The organism is Pseudomonas sp. BF-R-19, from assembly GCF_019956445.1.
Classification (GTDB): domain Bacteria; phylum Pseudomonadota; class Gammaproteobacteria; order Pseudomonadales; family Pseudomonadaceae; genus Aquipseudomonas; species Aquipseudomonas fluorescens_BH.
In genome coordinates, this window is the sequence record NZ_JAHBDN010000074.1 from 1 (window position 1) to 23,738 (window position 23,738).

General features: G+C 61.4%; 19 protein-coding genes and 1 pseudogene. 9 read left to right on the forward strand and 11 right to left on the reverse strand.

Features of this window, described 5'->3' with window-relative positions:
- From KGB28_RS21870 to KGB28_RS21910, 9 genes and pseudogenes are all read right to left on the reverse strand, one after another.
- Positions 1-307 (reverse strand): annotated as a pseudogene (locus KGB28_RS21870) (RND family transporter); the annotation flags it as partial.
- A 16-nt stretch (positions 308-323) separates the two neighbouring features.
- Positions 324-1,412: a WD40/YVTN/BNR-like repeat-containing protein gene (locus tag KGB28_RS21875; protein ID WP_223447840.1), complete on the reverse strand. Its 1,089-nt coding sequence runs from the start codon at positions 1,410-1,412 to the stop codon at positions 324-326.
- Between the two features lie 105 nt (positions 1,413-1,517).
- Positions 1,518-2,876 (reverse strand): DUF1329 domain-containing protein, encoded by a 1,359-nt coding sequence (locus KGB28_RS21880; protein WP_223447841.1) that lies wholly within the window; start codon positions 2,874-2,876, stop codon positions 1,518-1,520.
- 35 nt (positions 2,877-2,911) lie between these two features.
- Entirely contained in the window at positions 2,912-4,816 is a 1,905-nt protein-coding gene (locus KGB28_RS21885; protein WP_223447842.1) for a DUF1302 domain-containing protein, read from the reverse strand.
- 63 nt (positions 4,817-4,879) lie between these two features.
- On the reverse strand, positions 4,880-6,514 hold the full coding sequence (locus tag KGB28_RS21890; protein ID WP_223447843.1) for a 3-(methylthio)propionyl-CoA ligase: 1,635 nt from the start codon (positions 6,512-6,514) through the stop codon (positions 4,880-4,882).
- A gap of 100 nt (positions 6,515-6,614) precedes the next feature.
- Positions 6,615-7,901: an MFS transporter gene (locus KGB28_RS21895; protein ID WP_223447844.1), complete on the reverse strand. Its 1,287-nt coding sequence runs from the start codon at positions 7,899-7,901 to the stop codon at positions 6,615-6,617.
- 110 nt (positions 7,902-8,011) lie between these two features.
- Positions 8,012-9,061 carry a 3-keto-5-aminohexanoate cleavage protein gene (locus KGB28_RS21900; protein ID WP_150725625.1) on the reverse strand — a complete coding sequence of 350 codons (1,050 nt, stop codon included), beginning with the start codon at positions 9,059-9,061 and terminating at the stop codon, positions 8,012-8,014.
- Positions 9,062-9,095: 34 nt separating this feature from the next.
- Positions 9,096-9,497 (reverse strand): carboxymuconolactone decarboxylase family protein, encoded by a 402-nt coding sequence (locus KGB28_RS21905; protein ID WP_219098065.1) that lies wholly within the window; start codon positions 9,495-9,497, stop codon positions 9,096-9,098.
- Positions 9,498-9,621: 124 nt separating this feature from the next.
- Positions 9,622-10,446 carry an SDR family NAD(P)-dependent oxidoreductase gene (locus tag KGB28_RS21910; protein ID WP_223447845.1) on the reverse strand — a complete coding sequence of 275 codons (825 nt, stop codon included), beginning with the start codon at positions 10,444-10,446 and terminating at the stop codon, positions 9,622-9,624.
- A gap of 120 nt (positions 10,447-10,566) precedes the next feature.
- Here KGB28_RS21910 and KGB28_RS21915 point away from each other — a divergent pair, with 120 nt between their 5' ends.
- The 4 genes from KGB28_RS21915 (at position 10,567) to puuE (ending at position 14,418) form a co-directional block, all read left to right on the forward strand.
- On the forward strand, positions 10,567-11,601 hold the full coding sequence (locus tag KGB28_RS21915; protein ID WP_223447846.1) for an AraC family transcriptional regulator: 1,035 nt from the start codon (positions 10,567-10,569) through the stop codon (positions 11,599-11,601).
- Between the two features lie 257 nt (positions 11,602-11,858).
- The gene (gene gfa, locus KGB28_RS21920) at positions 11,859-12,437 is read left to right on the forward strand and encodes an S-(hydroxymethyl)glutathione synthase (protein WP_223447847.1); all 579 of its coding nucleotides are present in this window, start codon (positions 11,859-11,861) and stop codon (positions 12,435-12,437) included.
- Positions 12,438-12,652: 215 nt separating this feature from the next.
- Complete coding sequence (locus tag KGB28_RS21925; RefSeq protein ID WP_223447848.1) at positions 12,653-13,525, forward strand: GNAT family N-acetyltransferase; 873 nt, start codon at positions 12,653-12,655, stop codon at positions 13,523-13,525.
- Positions 13,525-14,418 carry an allantoinase PuuE gene (gene puuE, locus KGB28_RS21930; RefSeq protein ID WP_223447849.1) on the forward strand — a complete coding sequence of 298 codons (894 nt, stop codon included), beginning with the start codon at positions 13,525-13,527 and terminating at the stop codon, positions 14,416-14,418. Before KGB28_RS21925 ends, puuE begins: the two co-directional genes overlap by 1 nt.
- A 426-nt stretch (positions 14,419-14,844) precedes the next feature.
- Here the strand turns inward: puuE and KGB28_RS21935 are convergent, their stop codons facing one another.
- A complete protein-coding gene (locus tag KGB28_RS21935) occupies positions 14,845-15,543 on the reverse strand; it encodes a hypothetical protein (RefSeq protein WP_223447850.1) in 699 nt (232 codons plus the stop codon).
- A gap of 168 nt (positions 15,544-15,711) precedes the next feature.
- Complete coding sequence (locus KGB28_RS21940; RefSeq protein WP_223447851.1) at positions 15,712-16,725, reverse strand: FAD:protein FMN transferase; 1,014 nt, start codon at positions 16,723-16,725, stop codon at positions 15,712-15,714.
- A 209-nt stretch (positions 16,726-16,934) separates the two neighbouring features.
- On the opposite strand from KGB28_RS21940, the gene rsxC reads away from it, so the two are divergent.
- The 5 genes from rsxC (at position 16,935) to KGB28_RS21965 (ending at position 23,529) form a co-directional block, all read left to right on the forward strand.
- Entirely contained in the window at positions 16,935-18,335 is a 1,401-nt protein-coding gene (rsxC, locus tag KGB28_RS21945; RefSeq protein ID WP_223447852.1) for an electron transport complex subunit RsxC, read from the forward strand.
- The gene (locus KGB28_RS21950) at positions 18,332-19,279 is read left to right on the forward strand and encodes an RnfABCDGE type electron transport complex subunit D (protein ID WP_223447853.1); all 948 of its coding nucleotides are present in this window, start codon (positions 18,332-18,334) and stop codon (positions 19,277-19,279) included. Before rsxC ends, KGB28_RS21950 begins: the two co-directional genes overlap by 4 nt.
- 269 nt (positions 19,280-19,548) lie before the next feature.
- Positions 19,549-20,055 carry a peptide-methionine (S)-S-oxide reductase MsrA gene (gene msrA / locus KGB28_RS21955; RefSeq protein ID WP_150725610.1) on the forward strand — a complete coding sequence of 169 codons (507 nt, stop codon included), beginning with the start codon at positions 19,549-19,551 and terminating at the stop codon, positions 20,053-20,055.
- 295 nt (positions 20,056-20,350) lie between these two features.
- Positions 20,351-21,094, forward strand: coding sequence for a protein-L-isoaspartate(D-aspartate) O-methyltransferase (locus tag KGB28_RS21960; RefSeq protein ID WP_223447854.1), 744 nt, complete (start codon positions 20,351-20,353; stop codon positions 21,092-21,094).
- Positions 21,095-21,096: 2 nt separating this feature from the next.
- Entirely contained in the window at positions 21,097-23,529 is a 2,433-nt protein-coding gene (locus KGB28_RS21965; protein ID WP_223447855.1) for an SAM-dependent methyltransferase, read from the forward strand.
- The last annotated feature ends 209 nt before the right edge of the window (positions 23,530-23,738 follow it).

Here is a 23,738-nt window from a genome sequence, read left to right on the forward strand (position 1 = left end):
CGAAAATATCACCCTGGGTGTTCTCCACCACCACCCGCACCGAGTTGCCCAGACCGCGCAGCGAAGCGCGGTTTTCCAGGAAGTTCTGGATGTACGGCTGGCTCTGCGGAATCATTTTTTCGAAGCTGGGGCGCAACTCCAGGCGAGTCACCGCCATGAAGCCCAGCACCACGGTGGCGAGCGCCATCAGCAGCATGAACAGCGGGCGGTAATTGAATACCAGCCGTTCGAGGAGGTTGCCGGAGCGCTGGTCGAAATCGCGCAGTTCGCGGATCACCGGCATGGCGTCTTGTTTGATATTGCCCATGTCTGGGTTCTCGCTCTTAGGGTTCGAGGGCTGGATCGGCGGACAGTGTCCGGGCGCCACGGCTGCCGGCCAGCACCAAGGCGCCAGCGGCGGACTGGGTGGCGCCGGCGACCGGGGTCGGTGCCGGTTGCTGCTTCAGACGCAACTGCGCGCCCGTCCCTTGGCTGACCAGCATCTGCCCGCCCTGGGTGAACAAGCGATAATTACCACGGGCGTCGATCAGGCCGGCGGTGATGCTGACGTGCAGACCGCTGTCCAGCGCGGCCCAGCGCTGGCCGCCGTCGGTGCTGTGCAACACGTTGCCGCGCAGGCCGTAGATCAGCACTTCGCCGGGCTTGCCGAGCACGCCGAAGAAGCTGCCTTGATAAGGCGTCGGCACGGCGGCGAAGCGTTGGGTGCTGTCGTCCCATTTGAGCAGCAGGCCTTGCTCGCCGGCGATGTACAGACTGTCGCCGGTGGAGGCGATGGCGTTGAGGTGGAAACCCTGGGGGTTGTCGGTGCGGTCCTGGAATGGCGTCCAGGTCAGGCCACCGTCGTCGGTGCGCAGGATCAGGTTGAATACCCCGACCACATAGCCGGTCTTGTCGTTGGCGAACCAGACGTCGAGCAGCGGTTTGTCCGCGCCCTGCTCGGCCAGGCGCTGGCCCTCGGCGACCAGCAGCGGCCATTGCTCGTTGCCCGGCTGGGCGCTGGCCAGCGCCGTGTAATGCTTGACCAGCAAGGCGCCGATCTGACGACCGTCGAGCTGCTTGTGCCAGGTCGCGCCGGCGTCGCTGCTGTGCAGCACCACGCCGTCATTACCCACCGCCCAGCCTTGGGTGGTGGTCGGAAAACTCACCGCGGTGAGGTCGGCACTGGCCGGTACGGCGGCCTGTTGCCAGTGGTTTCCCGAATCATCGGAAAACAGAATATGGCCACGCTGGCCGACGGTAATCACCCGTCCACCGGCGCGGGTCATGCCGGACAACGGGCTGTTGATGGCCTGGGTGCTCGGTTTGACCGGCAAATCCAGCACATCAACGAAGCTGGCCGCTTGAACGACGCTGTGTAGCGCCAACAACACGACCAACGCCAGCTGCATGATTTTCTTGTTGTAGGAGCACATGACGCGCCCTCATGGCAAAAAAGGCGCCGGTGTGCACGCAAGTACACCCCCGGCGCAAAAACTGTCCGATCACGAATCAGGCAGCATGGAGAGATAACGAGGTCATTAACGAATACCGGCACCCGCGAGCGATTCCGGCGCCCACTGGGTCTTGCTTAATGCCTCGCTGTACTTGATGCCGCCGTAAGGGCCAGGCAGGCCGACGGCGCTGTAGGTTCCACCAATCAAGTCGTAAACCAGATAGGGCGTGGCATCCGGTACCTGCTGGTCATAACTCTGGCTGAGAAAGGTATAAACGCCGCGGTACAACTGCCCCCTCGCATCGTATTGGTCGGAAGCCAGGGCAACCCAGCTATCTTCGTCGAGGTAAAAGCGGCGCTTGGCGTAGATGTGACGGGCACCAGCCTTGAGAGTCGCCTCGACCACCCAGACCCGATGCTTCTCCCAACGCACGAACTCGGGCGCCAGATAGTTAGGGGCCATCATTGGCTTCATGTCCTTCTGATAAGTCACGCGGTAGGTGTTGTATGGAACGATCATTTCCTGCTTGCCGATCAGCTTCCAGTCATACCGGTCCAGTGCGCCGTTGAAGACGAACGCATCGTCCCAGGTAGCGGCACCAGCGGTGCCTGGGTTGGGTGTGTCGTAAGCCAGGCTTGGTGCCAACTTCACCCGGCGCTGACCCGGAAGGTATTGCCAGCCACGGCGAGGCTGCTCCAAAGGGTTGACCGCGTCGCGTAGCAGCACAGCCTCGCCGGCACGACGGGCCGGACCGGTGTAGGCCAACTTGATCTGGTAATAGGTGTCGGCGGCCGCAAGCGGTTTGGACAGGTCGTCATAGGCGGCGTAGTTGATCTGCGCGCTGCCGGTCGTGGCCAGGCTGGCTACACCCGCGGAGTCGACGTTCCAGTTGTCATACTTACTCTGGATGTTGACGCCCTGATAGCGCAGCAGGTGGTTCCAGATGGCCTCGGCGCCGGACTTGGGGATCGGGAACGGTATGCCTGGCAGAGCATTCTCGATGGCATTGCCACCGTTAGTCGAACGAGCCGCGGTGGCATTTTTTACCGTGTTGTCCAACACGCCCCGAGGCAACGCGGCCGTGCGGTGGGTCGAGAAAACCTCGATGCGGAAGCTGGGATAACGCTTGGCCAACTCGGCGGTCACCGCAGTCAGTTGCCCCTTGAATTGGTCGACGTTCTTGCCATCGATCACCAACAGCGGTTTTTCGTTGGCGAAAGGGTCCGGGCGCATGCTGTCGCCAGTCTTGAAGTTGGCTGGAGGGGTGGTCAGGCCACCCTGATACGCCGGAATGGAACCGTCAGCATTTCCGGCTTTTTCGGCGCCGATCAGCGTCAGTTGGTTACCCAGTTTGGCAGCCTCGGTGGCATCGACGGCGGCGTGGGCGGTCCCCGCGAGAACCAGAGCCATAGAGGTAGCCATGAAGGTGTAGGCAAATTTCATTTGTGTACTCCTGCTTGCCTTGAGCAAGGCGTGGATCAAAAAGTGGTTTTCAGCGTCAGGTAAAGAGCGCCACGATCTTCCGTGGCACCTGCGCCGGAGAACGACGCATATCCGCCGCCAAAGCAGGTGTAACGCTGCGTGCCATCCAGGGCATTAGGGGTTGAGCCATCGGTTGCCCCGTTGTCGCACTTCGTGGCTTCACCAAAGGCGTCGACGTACTTGAGGTCGACGTAATACTGGTTGTAGATCGCCGCGCTGACCCCAACGGCGTAGGTGCCGGTGTCTTGCGCACCACCGGCGACCACCGGAGAAACACCGTCGAGACCGAGATTGACCGACAGGGGTGCGCTCAGGTCCACACCGGGAAATACCTGGTACCAGGTCGGCGTGAAGTTGACTGCCAGACCCCAGTTGTCACGGGTAGGTTTGTCGATACCGCGGTAGCTGTCGTCGCCCTTGTAAAGCGCCTTGTTCTTGCTATCGAGCTTGAGCAGGTTGCTGTAGTACAACTCGCCCAGCAGGCTGGCCGAATCGAACAGCGGCGTGGCAGCGATCGAGACCAGTCCGTTGATGGTCCAGTGCAGCGTGTCGCCGGTGGCGGCCATGCTGTCACCGTCGCGGGGTGCATCGGTGACTACGCCTGTCGCCGGACTCCGTGGCGGGAGCAGACCAAGACCGGACTGCAACCCAGCAGGACCGGCCGAACTGATGATCGCCGGAATACTGGCCAGCGGCATGTTATGGCGCACGTTCAGATCACTACCGACGCTGACCCCACCAAACTCCTTGGCCAGACTGAGGCCGTAGATGTCGATGTCGTCGGCATAGGCGAATTCATACGAGGTGGTGCTGATCGAATTGCGCAGGCCCGCCACCCCGCCAACACTGGTCAGTCCTCGAGTGTCGAGAATCGCTTGAGGAAGAATGTCGGAGGTTTTGCGGTAGTAGGCGCTCACCGTGCCGTCCAGCCATTCGGGTGACCATTTGAGCATCAGTCCCCAATCGCCACGATTGTCGGGGGTGTAGTCATCGCCGCGGCGAACGGTTGTCAGTGTACCGTTCGGGCCGGCCAGTCCCGCACCGCCGGTATGCCCCAGCAGAAAGGACTGAGCACCGAAGCCCACCAGGTCAGAACCACCGTAGTAAGTACCGGCCTCCGGCAAGCGCGCGGCATCCCAATCGAGGAAATATTGCGCGCCCACTGTCAGCTCGGGGTTAATGGTCAACGTGGTGGAAATCTGGTTACGCGGCACGAACAGTTCTTTGGCTTCCGTGCCCGGCGAGGCAGCCAGTTTGGCCAGGTCGAGACCGGACTGGCCATAGCTGATCGAATGCACCGGATTGAGAATGGTCTCGCCCCAGAACACGTTGTGTTGACCCGCTTTGATATTGAGCTGGGACTCGTCGCCCACTTCGGTGTTGTAAAACACGAAGGCATCGAGGACTTCACCCGACGGACCACTGTAGTAACGCTGGGCATAGTTGCTCAGGTGCGGGCTGCCAAAAACGGCTGGCGCACCTGGACGCCCGCCAAACCCTGCGATCGACGAAAAATCGTCGTTGCCGTTGGCAAACGGGTTGGAGTTGGAGCCGGCATTGTCATAGGCCTTGTCGTACCAGCTCGCCGTACTGACACGAAAACCGGTCTTGTTCTGGTAGACCACATCCAGTTCGGACAACAGGTCTACACGGTTGGTTATATTGGTGCCGGCCTTGCGGAAGTTGTAGTCACCGTCGTTGTTGTTCGGCGTTCCCAACAGGCGCTTGTCGGCCCCTTCGGTGCGCACGCCGTAGTTGTACTTGACGGTGTTGTCGAAACGGATGGAAAAGTCTTCGTTGCCGGTGTCCAGTTCCATAGCATTTGCCGCTGGAAGGCTGACCGTAAGGATGGCCGAAACCAGCAACCGGTGCCGCACGGGCAGGAGGTTGTTACTCTTCATTTTCTGATGTGCCTGTGTGTTTTTGTTTTTGTTTTTTTGTAGGGTGTAAACGGAACCTATCGCTCAGACGGGTAACCGATAGTCACGGAGCATTTCTCGTAATTTCAGCTTCTGCACCTTGCCCGTAGCGGTGTGTGGCAGTTCATCCACGAAAACCACGTCATCGGGCAGCCACCAGCGCGCGACTTTTTCGGTGAGAAAATCGAGCAACGCTTCGCGACTGGCGGATCGGCCACTCTTCAGCACGACGACCAGCAGCGGACGCTCCTGCCATTTCGGGTGGGCAATACCGATCACCGCAGCTTCCGCAACCGCCGGGTGACCAATGACGGCGTTTTCCAGATCGATCGAGGAGATCCATTCACCGCCGGACTTGATGACATCCTTGGCGCGGTCCGTGATCTGCATGTAGCCGTCCGGGTCGATGGTGGCGATATCGCCGGTATCGAACCAACCGTCGCTGTCGAGGATTGGGCCGCCTTCACCGCGAAAGTAGCCACTGGCGATCCACGGGCCTTTGACCAGCAAATGACCGAATGCCTTGCCATCACGCGGCAAGCACCGGCCCTCGTCATCGATGATCTTCATCGACACACCATAGGGAGCGCGACCTTGCTTGCCCTGCAGATCAAGGCGTTGTTCGAGGCTCGCATCGACATGTTTAGGCAGCGGATGGCAGACGGTGCCCACCGGTGACATCTCGGTCATGCCCCAGGCGTGCATGACACGGGCATCGAACTGACGCTCGAAACATTCGACAACCGCACGTGGTGCAGCTGCGCCACCGATGACCACACGGTCCAGGCACAGCTCGTCGCGCGGCTGCAGGCCGGCCTTTTCAACATGTTGTTGCAGCATCATCCACACGGTCGGTACGCCGAGCGCCATGGTCACGCCTTCATCACGCATCAGTTCGTAAAGGCTGGCACCGTCCATGGCGGGGCCCGGCAGTACTAGCCTGGCGCCGGACAAGGCGCCGGCATAGGGCATGCCCCAGGCATTGACATGGAACATCGGCACCACAATCAATGCCACGTCGTTCGCTGACAGGGAAAAACCACTGGGAGTGCAGGACATCATTGAGTGCAATACGGAGGATCGGTGCGAATACAGCACGCCTTTGGGATTACCCGTGGTACCGGAGGTGTAGCACATCGAGGAGGCGCAGCTTTCATCGAGCGATGGCCAATCGAACTGCGGTAATTGGTCGGCGAGCAGCTCTTCATAACAGCGCAGATTGGCTACCTTGATGTCGGGCATGCTTGCCCGATCGCACAGGGCGATGAAGGCTTTGACCGTCGGCAGTTTCGGCGCCAGTTCTTCCACCAGGGCCAAGAAGCTCAGATCGAAAAACAGGTACTGGTCTTCGCCATGGTTGGCAATGAACTCGATCTGCTCAGGGAATAGCCTCGGGTTGATGGTATGCAGGACGGCGCCCATCCCGGATACCCCGAAGTACAACTCCATGTGCCGGTAACCGTTCCAGGCCAGCGTGCCGATGCGCTCACCCGGCTGCACTCCGAGGGTAGTCAGGGCGTTAGCGATCTGCCCGGCGCGGCGGCCGATGTCAGCATAAGTGCAACGATGGATGTTGCCTTCTACAGTGCGCGAGACGATTTCGGCATCCGGGTGGGAAACGCAGGCGTGTTCAAGCAGCGAAGAAATCAGTAGCGGTTGGTGTTGCATCAGGCCGAGCATCGACGGTCACCTATTATTGTTGGCACGGTGGTTTGGCTGCGCTCAAGGGCAGCACCGCAGCGGGCTACTGCCCGGGACGGGTGGAGTGAGGAATCTGTCTCTATGAAGTACGCTCTGCCTGCTGCAGGCGAGCGAGATCATTACGGTAGTGCCGACTGGCCTTTAAGTAGGCGAAAGCCGCACCGAAACTGGCCAGTGGCACCAGGGCCATGGCGAATCGCAAGTCGAAGGCGTCAGCCAGCACACCTGTTATGAACGGACCAGGTGCAAGTCCGATGATGTTGTTGGCCAGCACCACGACTGCCAGCGCCGAGGCATGGATCGAGGCACTGGTCACATCGCAGATGGCGGCACCGGAAGGCCCGGCGAAACCGGCACCGATCAGCAGGCCGATACCGATCAGTACCAATTGCAGTGGGGTTGGCGGCAACACAAACGCCGTCAGCAGGATCACCGCCGAGATCAGGGCATAGAGCATCGGGACACGTAGCTTGTTGCGATCATCGCGACGGCTCAGGCGATCGACCAGCATGCCGCCACCGGTCATGCCGATCCCCGCGACCAGCACCAGCAGGCCGGCGCTGGTCGCTGACTGAGTCATGTCCATGCCGTGGTAACGGTTCAGATAGCTGGGCATCCAGGCAATCACCGAGCCCTGGATAAACATCTGCAGACCCGACCCAAGGTAGGTCCATTGCGAGGTCGGTGTGGTCAGCAGTTTGCGCAGCACGGCCTTCAGCGGCATGCGTGCGACCGGGGTTTGAGTGATAGGCTTGGCAGGCTCGCGAACCACCATCGGGTAGATCACCGCGAGCAACAAGCCCCCCGCGCCCACCGCAATAAACGCCATGCGCCAACCGTAATGTTGCGCCAGCACGCCGCCCAGAACCACGCCGAGCACCGAGCCGAACAACGCGGCGGCGAGAAAGGCGCCAATTACCGTGGAGTGCAGGCGACGCGGAAAAACGCTAAGCAGAATCGCACCACCTGCACTGCCGTAACCCGCCTCTCCCAGACCGACCACGGCGCGGGCCATCAACATTGCGACAAAGTTGCCACTCAAGCCACAGGCGATTGTTGCCAGCCCCCAGACGATAGCCATGGCCGTGGCACTTTTCACGCGGCCCCAGCGATCGGCCAGCAGGGACACGGGAAAGGTCATGAGCCCCACGGTAAGTGCAACGGCGCTGACCAGCGCGCCGAGCTGAGTGTCGCTCAAAGCCCATTCAACTTTAAGTGAAGGGAAAACGGCATTGATGACCTGGCGCGACATGTAGTCGGACAACATCAAGCCAAATGTCAGCACGAACACCAGCCAGGCGTAACCACGCGAGACTCGTGGCGCATCATCCACGGCGATGCCGGTACTGCTGATGGGAAGAGCCATATCGGGCACTCCAAGTTGATTCGCAGACAGCGTGATCAAGGTTTTGCGCACGGCAGGGGCCGCACGAAAGATATCTGCGGTGGAAACCCACCGCAGATTTCAGCCTGGAGCTAGTTCCACATCAGATTGCCGCGCTGGCCCGGCTGGCGATTCGGTGCCCAGCCCAGTGCCTTGAGCGTTTCATCGGTGCTGGCGTAGCTTTCGCCAATCTTCATGGTGGCGCGGGCTTCGTCGGCAGTGGCGATGTCACGACCCAGGTGCCGGGCCTGCTGCACACACCATTCGATCTGTTGGACGGAGGTCATACGCTCATAACGCGGGCCGGTCAGACAGTCTTCAATGCCGACTCGTACGTGATGCCCCATTGCAATGGCGATGGCATTGGTGGGGTAAATGGTGCGCATGATCGACTCGTTGGTCAGGACCGCACCGTCCGGCACACGGCGGGCAAATTCGACCAGATCGGCAGGATGTCGCCCGGCCAGGCCACCACCAATGCCCACGTAACACAGGTTTAGCGGGCCTTTGTACAAGCCGTTGCGCACAATGTGCTCAACGGTTTCCAGCTGATGGACATGACCCAGCATGAAAAATGGCTGGATGCCGTTTTCACACAAGAGGCGCAAGTTGGTTTCATAGAAGCTCGGACCGGCTTCCAGATGCATGTCACGGAATGCAGCCCACATACCTGGATCAGCCAACGATGTACCTTCAACATCCTGTGCCGTCAGCAGCTCGGTGATGTTCATCTGACTGGTGTTGATGGCGATGGTCACCTGATCCGGCTTGACCTCGAGCAACGCCAGGGCGTGGCGTGAGTCATTGGCGGGCCACTGGGCAATGCAACCTGGCTCAGGCGCGAAGGAAATGGAGCCGCCCACCTGCAAAATCATTTTCGGCACTGCTTCACGCAGGCGATGCAACATCTCGTTGAACATCGACATGCGCTTTGAGCCCTTGCCGTCAGCCTCGCGTACATGCACATGCAACAACGTGGCGCCGGCGTTGTAGCAATCAACAGCCTTCTGCACCTGCTCGTCCATGCTTACCGGAATATCTTGCGGAAAGTCGGACGGCATCCATTCAGGGCCGTAGGGCGCAACAGAGATGATCAGCTTGTCCTGGTTTTCTGGGAACAGCGAGTCATGGGTATAAAACATGGTGGTGACCTCGGAATGCGGTATCGAAAGAAATTCAGTAGGTGGTTTGCATTGGGCCGTTAACGGCCAACTTCTGCGCTTCTTCGATAAGCATTGGGGCGCCCACCGCCATGCTGTGGATGCCCAGCACCGAGGTCAGCTGCAACACCGCGAGCACTTCCTCGATGCTGGCGCCGAGCTCCAGGGCCTTGCGGATGTGGCGACGCACGCCTGGGGCATACAAATGAGTGCAGGAGGCATCGACGGCGATCGAGATCAGTTCGATGGTCTTTGGAGCCAGCACGTCGTTGCGCAAGGGATGCACGGCCATGGCGAGGAATTTCTCGATCCACTCGGCATCCAGTTCGGCCAACGTGTCCCAGGCGGGATTCCAGTTGCCGGCATCGCGCATGGCATCGCAGGTCGGCGTGAAGGGTTTGGACTGATTCAGAGGCATGGACAGTTCCTTTATTTTTGTTAGTGGTTGAACCCACTCTAAGTTCACCGATTCGATTCGAGTTGACCGCACGGGACATCCACTTGACATTTCGGGACGTCCTCGTTGGTCACCGCCACATACCTCAGATGTAAGTTCCACCTCCGGCATTGATGATCGAGCCGACCAGATAGCACTCGTCCGAGGCCAGATGGGACACAAGCGCCGCATATTCCTCACCCTCTCCCAAGCGCCCTAGCGGAAGAATTTGGTTGAGTACGTTGAGTTGTTCAGGCGATTGCTGATTGAGGAAATGTTCGAAGGCCGGAGTTCGTACGCCCCCGGGGCAAATGGCATTGACCTGAACATTGGCACCGGCCACCTCATAGGCCACCGAGCGGGTGAATGCGATCACTGCACCCTTGGTCGCGGAATAATGCGGGCTGTGAGCGCTCATGGCGGAAATACCGGCGATGCTCGCGATGTTGATGACCTTGCCGTAGCGCTGCGGCTCCATGCGCTGCAAGGCGGCACGGGTGCAAAAGAACACGCCATCAACGTTCACCGCCCAGAAACGCTTCCACTCGGCATCGTCCATGTTGCGGGTAATTTCCAGCGACTGTCGGCGCACCGGCTGCGTGACCAGTGCGTAATGCCGCTTGCGCCGCTCTTCGTCATGGGGCTTGTCTGGCACCAGGGCTGCGTTGTTGACCAGGATGTGTAGTGCGCCGAAACGTGCGTCGATCTGATCGAACATCGTGATCACCTCGCTGCTCGACGAGACATCGCAACGCAGCGCCAGACATTGCGCGCCGCGCTCTTCGATCTCGGCACGCGTGGCCTCAAGCGCCTTTTCGTTGATGTCGCAAATGACCACGTTGGCGCCTTCGCTGGCCAGGCGCAGAGCAATGGCTCGGCCCAGGCCACCTGCTCCTCCGGTCACCAAGGCAACTCGATTGTGCAATTTCATGGGGTAACACTCCGTCATGGTGGTGACGCAATATCGCCCGGTTGCCGGCACGCAACTTGACTTGACGGGACATCGACCTGCTAATCTGATAAATCGCTGTCCCGGATTGGTAAATCACCCATGAGCGGTCTCGTTCGTTGTGCCAGCTTGACTAATTACGCGGAAATAGCCCGATCGCTGCACGTTGATTATCTGCAGCAATTGCGCCTCGTCAGTCTCGATCCGCGATGCCTGCTTCAACCCGACTTGAAAATCCCCACCGAAGCCGTAGCACAGTTGCTGGAAAGTTCGGCACGTGAGGCCGGTGTGGACGATTTTGGTTTGCGCATGGCGGAAACTCGAAAGCTCTCCAATCTGGGACCTCTGGCACTGCTATGGCGCGACGAGCCGACTATCCGTTCGGCACTGGAAGCGTTCCGCGATTTCCTTTACCTGCACAATCAGGGGCTGGTATTGAATATCGAGGAAAGTGGCGGCGTGGTGGTTTTGCGCATGGAGCAGGTCACGGTGGGCAACCTGCCGGTGCGCCAGGCGATGGAGCTTTCAGTGGCGGTGACTCACCGCTTGCTGAAAACCTTGCTGGGTAACCACTGGCATCCCTCAGTGGTTTGCTTCCGTCACGCGGCGCCGCTCGACGACAGCCGACACCGCCGAGTGTTCGCCACCTCCGTGCAGTTCGATAGCCTGATGGATGGCATCGTCTGTCGTAGTGTCGACCTCGACAAAACCCTGCCCAGCGCCGATCCGGATATGGCCCGTTATGTTCATCAGTACCTGGAAAGTATCCGCGAAGACTCCAGGACTGCTTTGCTTGAGCAGGTGCGTCAGATGATCTGGATGCTGCTGCCCACGGGGCGCTGCTCGGTAGAACAAGTAGCGGGCAACCTGGGCATTGACAGACGGACACTGCATCGAAAGCTGGTACAGGAAGGTGAAACATTTTCCTCACTGTTGGATCAGGTGCGAGCAGAGTTGGCAATGCGCCACTTGGCACATTCCAATCATCCTTTGAGCGAGATAGCCGGCGTTCTGGGTTTTTCCGAGCTCAGTGCCTTCTCCCGCTGGTTCAGTCGGCACTTCGATTGCAGTCCATCGACCTGGAGGGCTCGGCAAACGAACGCAACCCCTGGACATGTGTGCGTGGATTCCATCTGAATTCTGCACCCTCGCCCGTGCGCTGGCCCTGGCCGCGCTCGAGGCGTCATCGCAGACTATTCTTGATCTGGGTAACTGACCGGTCGCACCGAAGGAGGTCACTCGTTTATGCACTGTGCCCTTTTCGAAACCCGCCGCGGTTCGATCCGATGCATGAAGACAAATCGATCCGCGCCGTCATCGAGTTCCGATGAACTACCGGTCTGGGGCACGGCCCCAGTCACTTTTGTCTGACACCCTGAAACGGAGACGCCAGCATGAGCACCTTGCAACTTCACCCTGCACTGGACAATGGTATCCAACCCGCCGCCGCGAATTTCACAGGTGGCACCCTGCAATGCCTGTGTGCGACCGACAAGGTCGAGGTCAAGATCGACGCACAAACGCTGTATAACCACGCGTGCGGCTGCAGCAAATGCTGGAAACCACAAAACGCGACATTCGCCGTCATCGCCGTGGTGCCTCGAGATAAGGTCAGCGTCATTGCCCACGGCGAAAAACTGGCGATTGTCGACGAATCCGCCACCATCCAGCGCCACGCCTGCAAGCAGTGTCACGCCCATCTCTTTGGGCGCATCGAGAACAAGGACCATGCGTTTTATGGCCTGGACTTCGTCCACACCGAGCTTTCGCCACAGCGCGGATGGGCTGCGCCGGGATTCGCGGCGTTCGTGTCCTCCATCATCGAAACCGGCACACCGCCAGCGCAAATGAAGGCTATCCGCGAGCGCTTGCGCTCGATCGGCCTGGAACCCTATGACTGCCTGTCCCAGGATTTGATGGACGCACTGGCGACTCATGTCGCCAAACAGAAAGGCCTGCTCCCCGCCGCCTGATTGATCGGTCGCCGCGGTTTCTTTTCCGGACCGCGGCTGCGACTCACCGTTGATGTTGTGCGCCCCCGCTTGCCCGCGAAAGCTGCGCCGCGGGCAGGCCAGGCGCCTGCAGGTGACGTGACGGCCTGGATCAATACTCCGGTTGAAGCTATACCGAAAGGGTTCAGAGTGGGGATGGACCACACGCTCGATTAGCGACTGAGGAGAACTTCGCGGTGTCGAATCAGCTGGTCATACGCAACATGACCCGTCCCGAGCTGGACGAGCTCGTCGATTGGGCTGCCCGTGAGGGTTGGAATCCCGGCCTTCACGATGCCGAGCTGTTCTGGGCTACGGACCCTGCCGCCTTCATCGCGGCATACCAGGGCGGCGAATTGATCGGCGGCGGTGCCATCACCTCCTACAACGGCGAATTCGGTTTCATGGGTTTTTTCATCGTCCGGCCTGAATATCGCGGTCAAGGTCTGGGCAATACCCTCTGGCATGCACGCCGCGAGCGACTCCTCGCCCGCCTGCGCCCAGGCGCGAGCATCGGCATGGACGGCGTTTTCGCGATGCAGGACTACTACGCCAAGGGTGGTTTCGTCTTCTCCCATCGCAACATGCGTTTTCGTGCCAATCTCACCGCCCGCCCGACGACCTCGCAGGTAGACGACCAGGACATCGTTCCGTTGGCCACCTTCCCGTTCGATCAAGTTGTCGATTACGACCGCACCTGCTTCCCCGCCGCGCGCGCAAGCTTCCTGAGCGGGTGGATAGCCCAGGCCGATGCACTCGCCGTGGGTTGCCAGCGCGAGGGCAGGCTAAGCGGTTATGGCGTAGTCAGGCGCTGCCGTGAAGGCTGCAAGATCGGCCCCTTGTTCGCCGATGACGCCCTGGCAGCCAATGCCCTCTACGCGCGCCTGGCGGAATTTGCCGAGGGTGGCCCGCTGTTTCTCGATGCGCCGCAGAATAACCCCGCCGCGATGGCGCTCGTGCACCAACAGGGCATGATCGAGGTTTTCGGCTGCGCACGCATGTACCTCGGCCCTCCTCCGGCGATCGCGCACGAACGTGTGTTCGGCGTCACGACCTTCGAGCTGGGCTGATGTCCGCTCGCGACCTCGTCGGTTATGGCGGCTGCCCACCCCACCCGCGATGGCCCGGTGAAGCGCGCGTCGCGGTCCAGTTCGTACTCAACATCGAAGAAGGCGCGGAGTCATGCATCCTCAATGGCGATGCACAGTCGGAGGCCTGGCTTCACGAGCTACCGGGCCGCCCTCCGCGCGTGGGGGAACCGGACTTGAGCGTCGAGGGCATGTACGAATACGGATCGCGCGCAGGTGTGTGGCGCATTCTGGAGCTGTTCAGCGCCCGAGGCCTGCCGCTGACCGCCTTTGCCGTCGGCCGGGCACTGGAACTCACCCCGGCGATTGGCCATGCGCTCTGCGCTGCCGGGCATGAGATTGCCGGGCATGGCTACCGTTGGCTGGACTATCGCGACATGCCTGAAGACCAGGAGCGGCGCCATATCCGCCTCACCCTCGACGTGATCGAGCAGATCTGCGGTAAACGCCCCACAGGTTGGTACACAGGAAGGGTCAGCCAGAACACCCGTCGCCTGTTGCGTGAGGAAGGCGGGTTTCTCTATAGCTCAGACGCCTACAACGATGATCTGCCCTATTGGCTCCCAGGCTCGCCCGCCCACCTGGTGATCCCTTACACACTGGTCAACAACGACGCCCGCTACCTGCTGCCCAATGGTTTCGCCTGCGGTGAAGACTTCTTCCGGCTGCTCAAGGATGCTTTCGACCTGCTGTGGCAGGAGGGCGCGCAACACCCGAAGATGATGAGCGTCGGCCTGCATGGGCGGATCAGTGGCCATCCTGGTCGTGCGATGGCACTGGCGCGCTTTCTCGATTACGTGCAAGGCCACGACGCGGTGTGGATCTGCCGGCGCGAAGAGATTGCCAGGCACTGGATAGCCCAATTCCCCGCCTGAGTGGTATGTGGTTCGGAGCGGCCTGAGCCACGCTGGCGTATCAATGTGGCTATCCTTCACCAAGGTGTAATCGAGGAAGAAGGTAGCCTGGGGGGATATCCTGGTAACCCCGGGAGCGAGCGTTTGGCGAAGTTCCTCTCCGGTCGCTTGAAGTAGCGGACCCGCGAGACGGGCTTGGGTTCTTCGGGAAAGGTTCTTGCGCCGAGGAAGTGAAAACGGCCGCGCTTGCGCCCCGTTCGAAGTCAGACTTGCTCCGACTGTATTGCACTGTCTTGGCAAGGAACACCTGAACGTCCGGCTCTGGGCCCTTTTCCGCCGCTCGAGATTGGCCAGAAGTGACCTGAACACGCCGTCAAAACCTGCCGCCTCTGTTGATTATCTGTCAGGCGATACAACGCTTGAACATGGATGCAATCAGACCGGTGATCACTCGTTCAAGTCTTTGACCAGATAGCCATCTACGATTTGCGAAACGCCCATCAACGCAGTACGCAGTAACTCCGGTTCGGTGCGATAGCGCAACGGCGTGTAGCCATAGGTGTTGGCGCCGTTGAATACGGTGATCGGCTCATTGCGCTGCCAGATCAATTCCTCGCCGCGTTTCATGACACCGCTCACGGCAATCGTCGGGTACACCACACTGCTGAAGCCTTGCGTCAGCGCGAAACCCCAGTTCAGGACCGTCAACTCGATCTGCGCATCGGCCGGTTCGTTTTCACCCACGATCTTGTAACGGCCGGTGGCGGTCAGTTGCTCCTCGAAACTCTTTTTGACCAATTCGCCCAGATTGATATCCGCCGTCTCCATGTTGTAAAGAATCGCATCAACCGTCGACATCGACGCCAAGTCGCCTGCCTTCAGACCTGCGGCAAATCCGGCCCCACCCAAAGCAGCCTTGGTCAGGTTCGATGCACCTGCCGCCATTCCTACGCCAGCGCCGACACCAGCGCCCAATGCCGCGCCCCATGCCTGCTCACGACCCATGTAAGTCATCTCTTTGGGTTTCCATGCAACCGGGAGAACTTTCACGGTATGGATCTGGGTACGGTATTCGGGCTTGAATTTCTGGTTGGCACATCCGGCAAGGAAAAGAACGGCAAACATCAGGACAGCAATCTTCTTCATGAACAACTCACGACGCCAAGGGAATGTGCAGAGGTTGTCGTCAGCGGCAGGATTTTCTGAAGGGCATGAGGAGCGCTGGTCGCGATTGCTATTGCGGCACTACCACCTGCGTTTTCTCGGAGCAGGCGCATTAGCGCTTGGTCGACCGGTAGGCGAGGCTTCCTTCAACTACTGCTTCGTCTTGCCCTGCCCGGGAAACAACGACTCGAATCGCGGCGTCGCCCGGGCAATGAAACCCTGCCCCTGGCGCATGATGAAATAGGCAGCGAGGTCATGCCGCTCGGCGAAGGCATAGCCTTCCTCCGGGCCGAGCACCATCAACAACGTAGACAAGCCATCGGCATGCAGCCCCGAAGGGTCGACCACCGTCACTGCCGCCAGCGCGTGCTTCACCGGCCTGCCGACACGTGGATCGAAGGTGTGCGAATAGCGCTGGCCACCTTCCTCGAAATAGTTGCGATAATCGCCTGAGGTGGAAACGCTGTAGCCATCCAGTGCAATGGCGCGCTCCACTTGCTGCTCGCTTGCGCCGCTCGGCACCTCCAGGGCGATGCGCCAGGGCGAGCCATCCGGCTTGCGGCCGACCGCCTTGAGTTCGCCGGTGATCTCGACCAGATAGGCCTGGATACCCAGGGCCGAAAGCCTATCGCCGACCCGATCCACCGCATAGCCGGCGACCATGCTGTCGAAATCCAGTTGCGCCGCCACATCCTTGCACAGCTTTTCGCCATCCAGGCGCAAGTGCTGATGCCCTACCCGTGCCCGCTCCCGTGCCAGCGCGCTAGCATCCGGCAAGTGCTCCCCCCGTGACTGCGGACCGAAGCCCCAGAGGTTCATCAATGGCTGCACCGTCAGGTCGAAAGCCCCGCCACTCTCGCGGAACAGAAACTCACCGTACGCCAGCAAGCGATGCATATCTTCCGGCAACGCCTGACAGGCGCCGGCCGGCAGATCGTTGAAGCGGGAAACCACGGAGTCGCCGCGCCAGTTGGAAAACTGCTGGTCGAGCGCCCCGAGTATCGTCTCGACTTCGGCCTTTACTCGCTGCGAGTCGGGCGTCTGCGCGGCGGGTACGTACTGGATCGAATAAGTGCTCCCCATGGTCGGTCCGGAAACGCGCTCGATCCGTTCGCCACAGCCATACAGCAACGTCAACAGCATCACCAGCAGGCTTACGCGCATCAATCAACACCTCTCTGATCCCGCGTGGGATGACCTACCGCTCATCAGCAAGCCTGATCAAAAAATGAACAAAACCTCCACTCGGCACTCTGAGTTGCGGGGTGATCAATTGTCCCCCTCCTTTTCCGCTCAACGTCCTGGAAGCAAAAAAACCATCATATGCATTAGCGCATAGGGGTGTTTTTTGCCCAAAAATTGGAGGACAGAAAATGTCTAGCCATTCGTTGCAGAGCGTCGAGCGCATGCAAAGCCGCGTCCGCGCCCAGCGTCAGCCGCAACAGAAGCCCTTCTGGCGCAGCCTGCTGGCCATCGCCTCACCCTCACAGCGTAGTTGGCACGGAGGAATCGAGCTCAGGGGCTACAAAGAATTATCCAACGCCACACCGGTTGCCTCGGTCCCGATTGCAAACATACAGCTGGCAATTCCGCTCGAGCGGGGTCGCCGGTCTGTCCAGCCTTGCGTGCAGCCGGGACAGCATGTGCGCAAGGGCGAGGTGATCGGTATTGGCGATGACAACACCCCTTGGGTGCATGCCAGCACCTCCGGCATCGTGGAACGGATTGATCTCGCCTTCGCGGCCGACTCGGCCGAGCCGGTCATGGCCGTCATTCTGAACGCAGATGGTCTGGATGAGTGGATCGAACGCCCAGTGCTGGGGCTACCGCAAACGCCCGAGGCGCTGGTCGAACGAGCATTGCAGATGGGCATAGTCGGCCTTGGTGGGGCGGGTTTCCCGACGGCCCTCAAGCTGGCCGGCGCCCAGCAGCCCGATCTTCTGCTGATCAACGGTGCCGAATGCGAGCCCTTCCTTACCTGCGATGACCGTCTCATGCGCGAACGTGCCGAGGCGCTGATCGAGGCCGCCGACTATGTCGCCACACTGATGGGGATAACGCTGACCCGCTTCGGTATCGAAACCAACAAACCTCAGGCGATGGCCGCGTTACGCGCCGCCGCTCGCCGGGTGCGCACCCGGGTCGAGATATGTCCGCTACCGGCGCGTTACCCCGCAGGGGGGCAGCCGTTGATGATCAAGAGCCTTAGTGGCCGCAACCTGGCGCCAGGGACCCTGCCCGCCGATATCGGCGTACTGGCGCTGAATGTCGCGACGCTCTACGCACTGGGCCGGGCCATCTTCCACGGCGAACCACTGGTAAGACGCGTGCTGACGCTGACCGGGAACTGCGAGCGCCCCGGGAATGTCCTGGTGCCGGTGGGTTACCCGGTCAGCGCACTGCGCGCAGTTGCTGGCGCGGCCCCCGAAGGCCAGTTGACCCAGGTCGGCGGGCCGATGATGGGACAGCCGTTACCGGACCCCACTGCCGTCATCAGCAAGACCAGTAGTTGCCTGATATTCGGTGCCGAGCGCTACTTGCCGGCACCTCAGCCTGCAGGCAGTTGCATTCGCTGTACGCGCTGTGTGGATGTCTGCCCGATGTCGCTCAGACCGCTGGATCTCTACGCTGCTGCCGAACGCCTTGACAAGGCCAGCCTGCAGGAACTGCGATTGGATGCCTGTATCGAATGCGGCAGCTGCAGCAGCACCTGCCCGAGCAATCTGCCGCTGCGCGAACGTTTCCGCCAGAGCAAGACGGAGCTACGTGCATGAGCCTGATACTCCGTCCTACCGCGCACCGACAACTGCGCACAATGATGCTGCTGGTCAGCCTGTGTCTCCTGCCGGGCACCACCCTGTACGCCTGGCAATTTGGCATCGTGGTCTGGTTGCAGACCTTCTGGTGCGTACTGCTCGCCCTGGGCTTCGAAGCCGGCCTGCTGCGCCTGCGCGGACGTAACGTCCGCGAGGGCTTGAGCGACCTGAGCTGGCTGGTGCTAGGCCTGATACTGGCTCGGGCATTGCCGCTGCTGGTGCCGCTGTGGATGATCGCCGTGGCCAGTTTTGCCGCGCTCGCACTGTGTAAACACGGCAGTGGAGGCCTGGGTCGCAACCGCCTCAACCCCGCCATGGTTGGCCTGGGGATCATCGCTATCTGCTTCTACCAGCAACTGTACCCAGCGCCTTCGAACTATGCCCCCTGGACTCTCACCCTGGACGCCAAGGCGGTTCTTCTACAACAGTTGCAGCTGGCGCCACGCCTTAACCTCGATGCGTTCGCCGGCGCCACTCAGTTGGCCAAGAACCAGTTCACACTGATCACCCCCAATCTGTCGGGGTACGGCTACATTGCCGGCGGTTTGCTACTGGCAGTCCTGCGGGTGATCCGAATCGAGATTCCGCTGGCGATGCTCGCGAGCACAGTATTGCTGTGCATGGCAGCCGGCCATAGCCTACAGGAAAGCCTGTACAGCCTCAGTCTCGGTGGCTATCTCTTCACCGCCTTCTTCATCGCCACCGATCCGGTCACCAGTCCCGATACACGCGCCGGTCGCATCCTCTTCGGCGCGGCCATTGGCGCGCTGACTGAATTGATTCGCGAATTCGGGCTTTATGCCGATGGTCTCTGCTTCGCCGTGCTAGCCGCCAATCTGCTGGTGCCGCAGATCGACCGGTTGGTGCTGCGCATACAGCGCCCCGTACATACGAACACCTGACACTGAGAGCGTGCGCAGCGAGTAGCCCGCGCCTCTTTTGCGTCAGAGCCTCACCCTCAATGAAGTGGCCAGGCAGCTAAATAGCTGCCCTCGGAAAACACTAGATCAGGAAACACCCGCTGAGCGATTTAGCCAGACTGTTGCATCGACCGGTTGAATCCACAGCCAAAAGCGATCATTCCAGTTCTGTTTGCGCGAAACCTTGGAATTGGCCAACACGCCCTCATAACAATGGCTATACCCAACATCCCCGTGAGGAAGGACAGACCATGACCAGACAAACCGAAACTGCCATTCTCGCCGGCGGCTGCTTCTGGGGCATGCAGGATCTGCTGCGGCGCTATCCCGGTGTGCTGCGCACTCGGGTCGGGTACACCGGCGGCGATGTGCCGAATGCCACCTACCGCAACCATGGCAACCACGCCGAAGCCATCGAGATCGTCTTCGACCCTGCCGTGATCAGCTACCGGCAGATCCTTGAGTTCTTCTTCCAGATACACGACCCCAGCACGCCAAACCGTCAGGGTAATGACCTGGGCCCCAGCTATCGTTCGGCGATCTACTACCTCAGCGAACAGCAGCGCGACATCGCCGAGGACACCGCTGCCGATGTCGATGCTTCACACCTGTGGCCAGGCCGGGTAGTCACCGAAATCGAACCGGCAGGGCCCTTTTGGGAAGCGGAACCGGAGCACCAGGATTACCTCGAACGTATACCGAATGGCTACACATGCCACTTCATCCGCCCGAACTGGAAGCTCCCCAAGCGCGCCTGAGAGTCGCGTTTGTGAGGCGCAGAGGTGACCGCTTCTGGCCGATTTTTGCCTGTCGCCACCGTCAGCTTCGGGTCGACTGCGGCCCTTCGCGACAGGCAACAATCGGCCACTAGCTGACAATCGCATTCACTTTTGTATCACCGCTTGAACTGGCTGGCTGCTATCAGTGCAGTTACGGGTTGCGATATTTTCTCAGGCAGTCGCCGCAGCCTGGTTTGGTCGCTGGCACTCCCGGGCTTGCCGAGCCAGCCCGCCGGCCATACGATTCGACTATTCCTCAGGCGGAGGAGTCATTGTGAAGCCGGTGATGCTCCTGACGCGCATCCTGGCGCCTGCCATCGCTCTGGCGCTGGCATCCGCAGGCCTGCATGCCGACGATCCGTTCGCGCCGTTGCGCGACGCCATGGTGCGGGAGATCGCCAACCTGTCGTCCGTCACCCGCGACGAAACCGGCAGGGTCGAGTTTGCCGCGCCGGTGATGGCCGCGATGGCCAAGGTGCCACGCCATAGGTTCGTCCCGCCCGACGAGGTGCCCTACGCCTACGAGAACCGCCCGCTGCCGATCGGCTACGGCCAGACCATCTCTCAGCCCTACATTGTCGCCCTGATGACCGACCTGACGCAGGTCGGGCCCGGCGACGTGGTACTCGAGATCGGCACTGGCTCGGGCTACCAGGCGGCGATCCTCGCCGAGCTGGCGCAGGCGGTCTACACGATGGAGATCATCGAGCCGCTGGCAGTGCAGGCCGGGGAGCGCCTGGGCCGGCTGGGATATGCGAAGGTGCAGGCCCGGCTGGGTGATGGCTACCACGGCTGGCCCGAGCACGGGCCTTACGACGCCATCCTCGTCACCGCCGCCGCCAGCCATGTGCCGCCGCCACTGATCGCCCAACTCAAGGCCGGCGGACGGATGGTAATCCCGGTCGGCGCGCCGTTCATGATCCAGTACCTGCTGCTGATCGAGAAGGCTGGCGATGGCAGTGTGTCCACCCGGCAGGTGCTGCCTGTGCGCTTCGTGCCGCTGGTCGGAGGCGGCTGAGCATGCATTCGCCGCCATTGCTCGCCCTGGCGCTGCTGTCTGCCTCCGCGCTCGGCTATGAGGTGCTGCTGCTGCGACTGCTTTCGATCATCCAGTGGCACCATTTCGCCTACATGATGATCAGCGTCGCGCTGCTCGGCTACGGCGCCGCCGGCACCGTCGTGGCGCTGGCGCGGCCTGTGCTGGCGCCGCGCTTCCACGGCGTGTTCATCGGCGGCGCAGTGCTGTTCGGGCTGAGCGCCATCGCCTGCTTCAGCCTGGCCCAGCAGGTTCCGTTCAATCCACTCGAGATCCTCTGGGACGCGCGGCAGTCGGCGCGCCTGCTGATGATCTACTTGCTGCTGTTCGTGCCGTTCTTCTGCGCGGCGGTGTGCATCTGCCTGACCTTCACCTGCTTTCAGGAACAGATTCATCGGATCTATGCCTTCGACATTCTCGGCGCCGGCGTGGGCAGCCTGGCGATCGTCGCCGCGCTGTTCGCCCTGACGCCCGTCGATGCGCTGCGGCTGCTGGGCGGCACCGGCATCGCCGCCGGGGCACTGGCCGCCATGGCTTGCACGGGGCATAGGCACTGGCTCGCGCCGTTGCTGCTGGCGGCGGCAGTCGCGGTGCCGGCCGGCGTACCCGAGCGCTGGATCGCCCTGTCGCCCTCCGAGTACAAGGAACTGAGCCAGACCCTGCGTATCAAGGATGCCCGCGCAATCGCCCAGACCTGGAGTCCGCTGGGCCTGCTCACGGTCGTCGAAAGCCCGACCATTCCCATGCGCCACGCGCCGGGCCTGAGCCTCAACGCGACGCAGGAACCGCCCGCACAACTGGCCATTTTCACCGACGGCGACGGCCTTTCCGTGCTGAACCGCTATGACGGGCGCCGCGAACCGCTCGCCTACCTGGACTACCTGACCTCGGCTCTGCCCTATCACCTGCTGCGCCAACCCCGCGTGCTGGTGCTGGGCAGTGGCGCCGGTGCCGATGTGCTGCAGGCGATCTACCACGGCGCCAGCGCGGTGGATGCCATCGAACTGAACCCGCAGGTGATCGATCTGGTCCAGCGCCGCTTCGCCGACTTCTCCGGCAAGCCGTACAGCGCGCCCAACGTCCGTGTGCTGATCGGCGAGGCGCGCGGCCTGGTGGCTTCGCGCGGCGAGCCTTACGACCTGATCCAGATCGCCCTGCTGGACTCCTTCGGCACCGCCTCGGGCGGCCTGCATGCGCTGTCCGAGAACTACCTGTACACGGTGGATGCCTTCGCCGAGTACTTGCGCCATCTCGCGCCCGGCGGCCTGTTGGCCATCACCCGCTGGGTCACCCTGCCGCCCCGCGATGTTCCCAGGCTGCTGGCCACCGCGGCCGCGGCCATCGAGCGCGACGGGCAGGCCAGCGCGGCGCGCCGCATCGTCATGATCCGCGGCTGGAAGACCGCGACGCTGCTGGTCAGCAACAGGGATTTCGACGACGCCAGCATCGCCGTGCTGCGGGAGTTCTGCCGGGCGCGCTCCTTCGACCTGGCCTACTACCCCGGGATGACCGTGGCCGAGGCGAACCGCTACAACCTGCTCGACCGGCCCTGGTTCTTCGAAGCGGCGCAGGCCCTGCTGTCCGGCGAGCGCGCGCAGTTCCTGGCACGCTACAAGTTCGACGTGCGTCCGACCATGGATGACCGGCCGTATTTCTTCCACTTCTTCAAGTGGCGCTCGCTGCCGGAACTGCTGGCGCTGAAGGAGCAGGGCGGTCTGTCAATGCTGGAGTGGGGCTATCCGGTGCTGATCGCCACGCTGCTGCAGTCCAGCGTGGCCGCCGTGCTGCTGATCCTGGCGCCGCTATGGGTGGCGCGGCGGCGCCAGCGGCGCTCTCGAAGTGCGGCTTTGGCCAGGCTCGAACTTCGGGTCGTGTCCTACTTCGCCGCCATCGGCTTCGCCTTCATGTTCGTGGAAATCGCCTTCATCCAGAAGTTCACCCTTTTCCTCAGCCACCCGTTGTATTCAGTGGCGGTAACGCTCAGCGCGTTCCTGATCTTCGCGGGCCTCGGCAGCCGTTACTCCGGCCGGCGGCGGGGGGGCATTGGAACGGGCGTGGGGCCCCGTCATCCGCTCGCGCGGCCAGTCCTGGCGATCTGCGTGATCGCCCTGCTCTACCTGATCGCCCTGCCCCCGTTGTTCCAGCTGCTGGCGCCGGTGGGGACCCTCGCCAGATTCGGCATCTGCGCCGCGCTGGTAGCACCGCTGGCGTTCGCCATGGGCATGCCGTTTCCGCTCGGACTCGGGCGCGTCTCCGCGCGCGCTGAAGCACTGGTGCCGATCGCCTGGGCCGTCAACGCCAGCGTATCGGTGGTGGCGGCCGTGCTGGCGACCCTGCTGGCGATCCATCTGGGCTTCACCGTGGTGTTGCTGCTGGCGTTGCTGCTGTATCTCGCAGCGGCGGTCATGTTTCCCTGATCGCGGCGGTTCGCAGCGAAACGTCAACAGACCCTGGCGAGACGAATGGCCTGTTGGAAAGCCACTTGCCGCAGTTCACACGTCTCGCCGTGTCGATCAGCGAGGGTGACGCCTTTCCTGCTTCGAAGCTGAACATTTGAAAATGTGGACGTGTGCGTCATGCCAAAGATGAGAGGTTCCGTGCCGCAAGCAATTGGTTTTGGCCGACG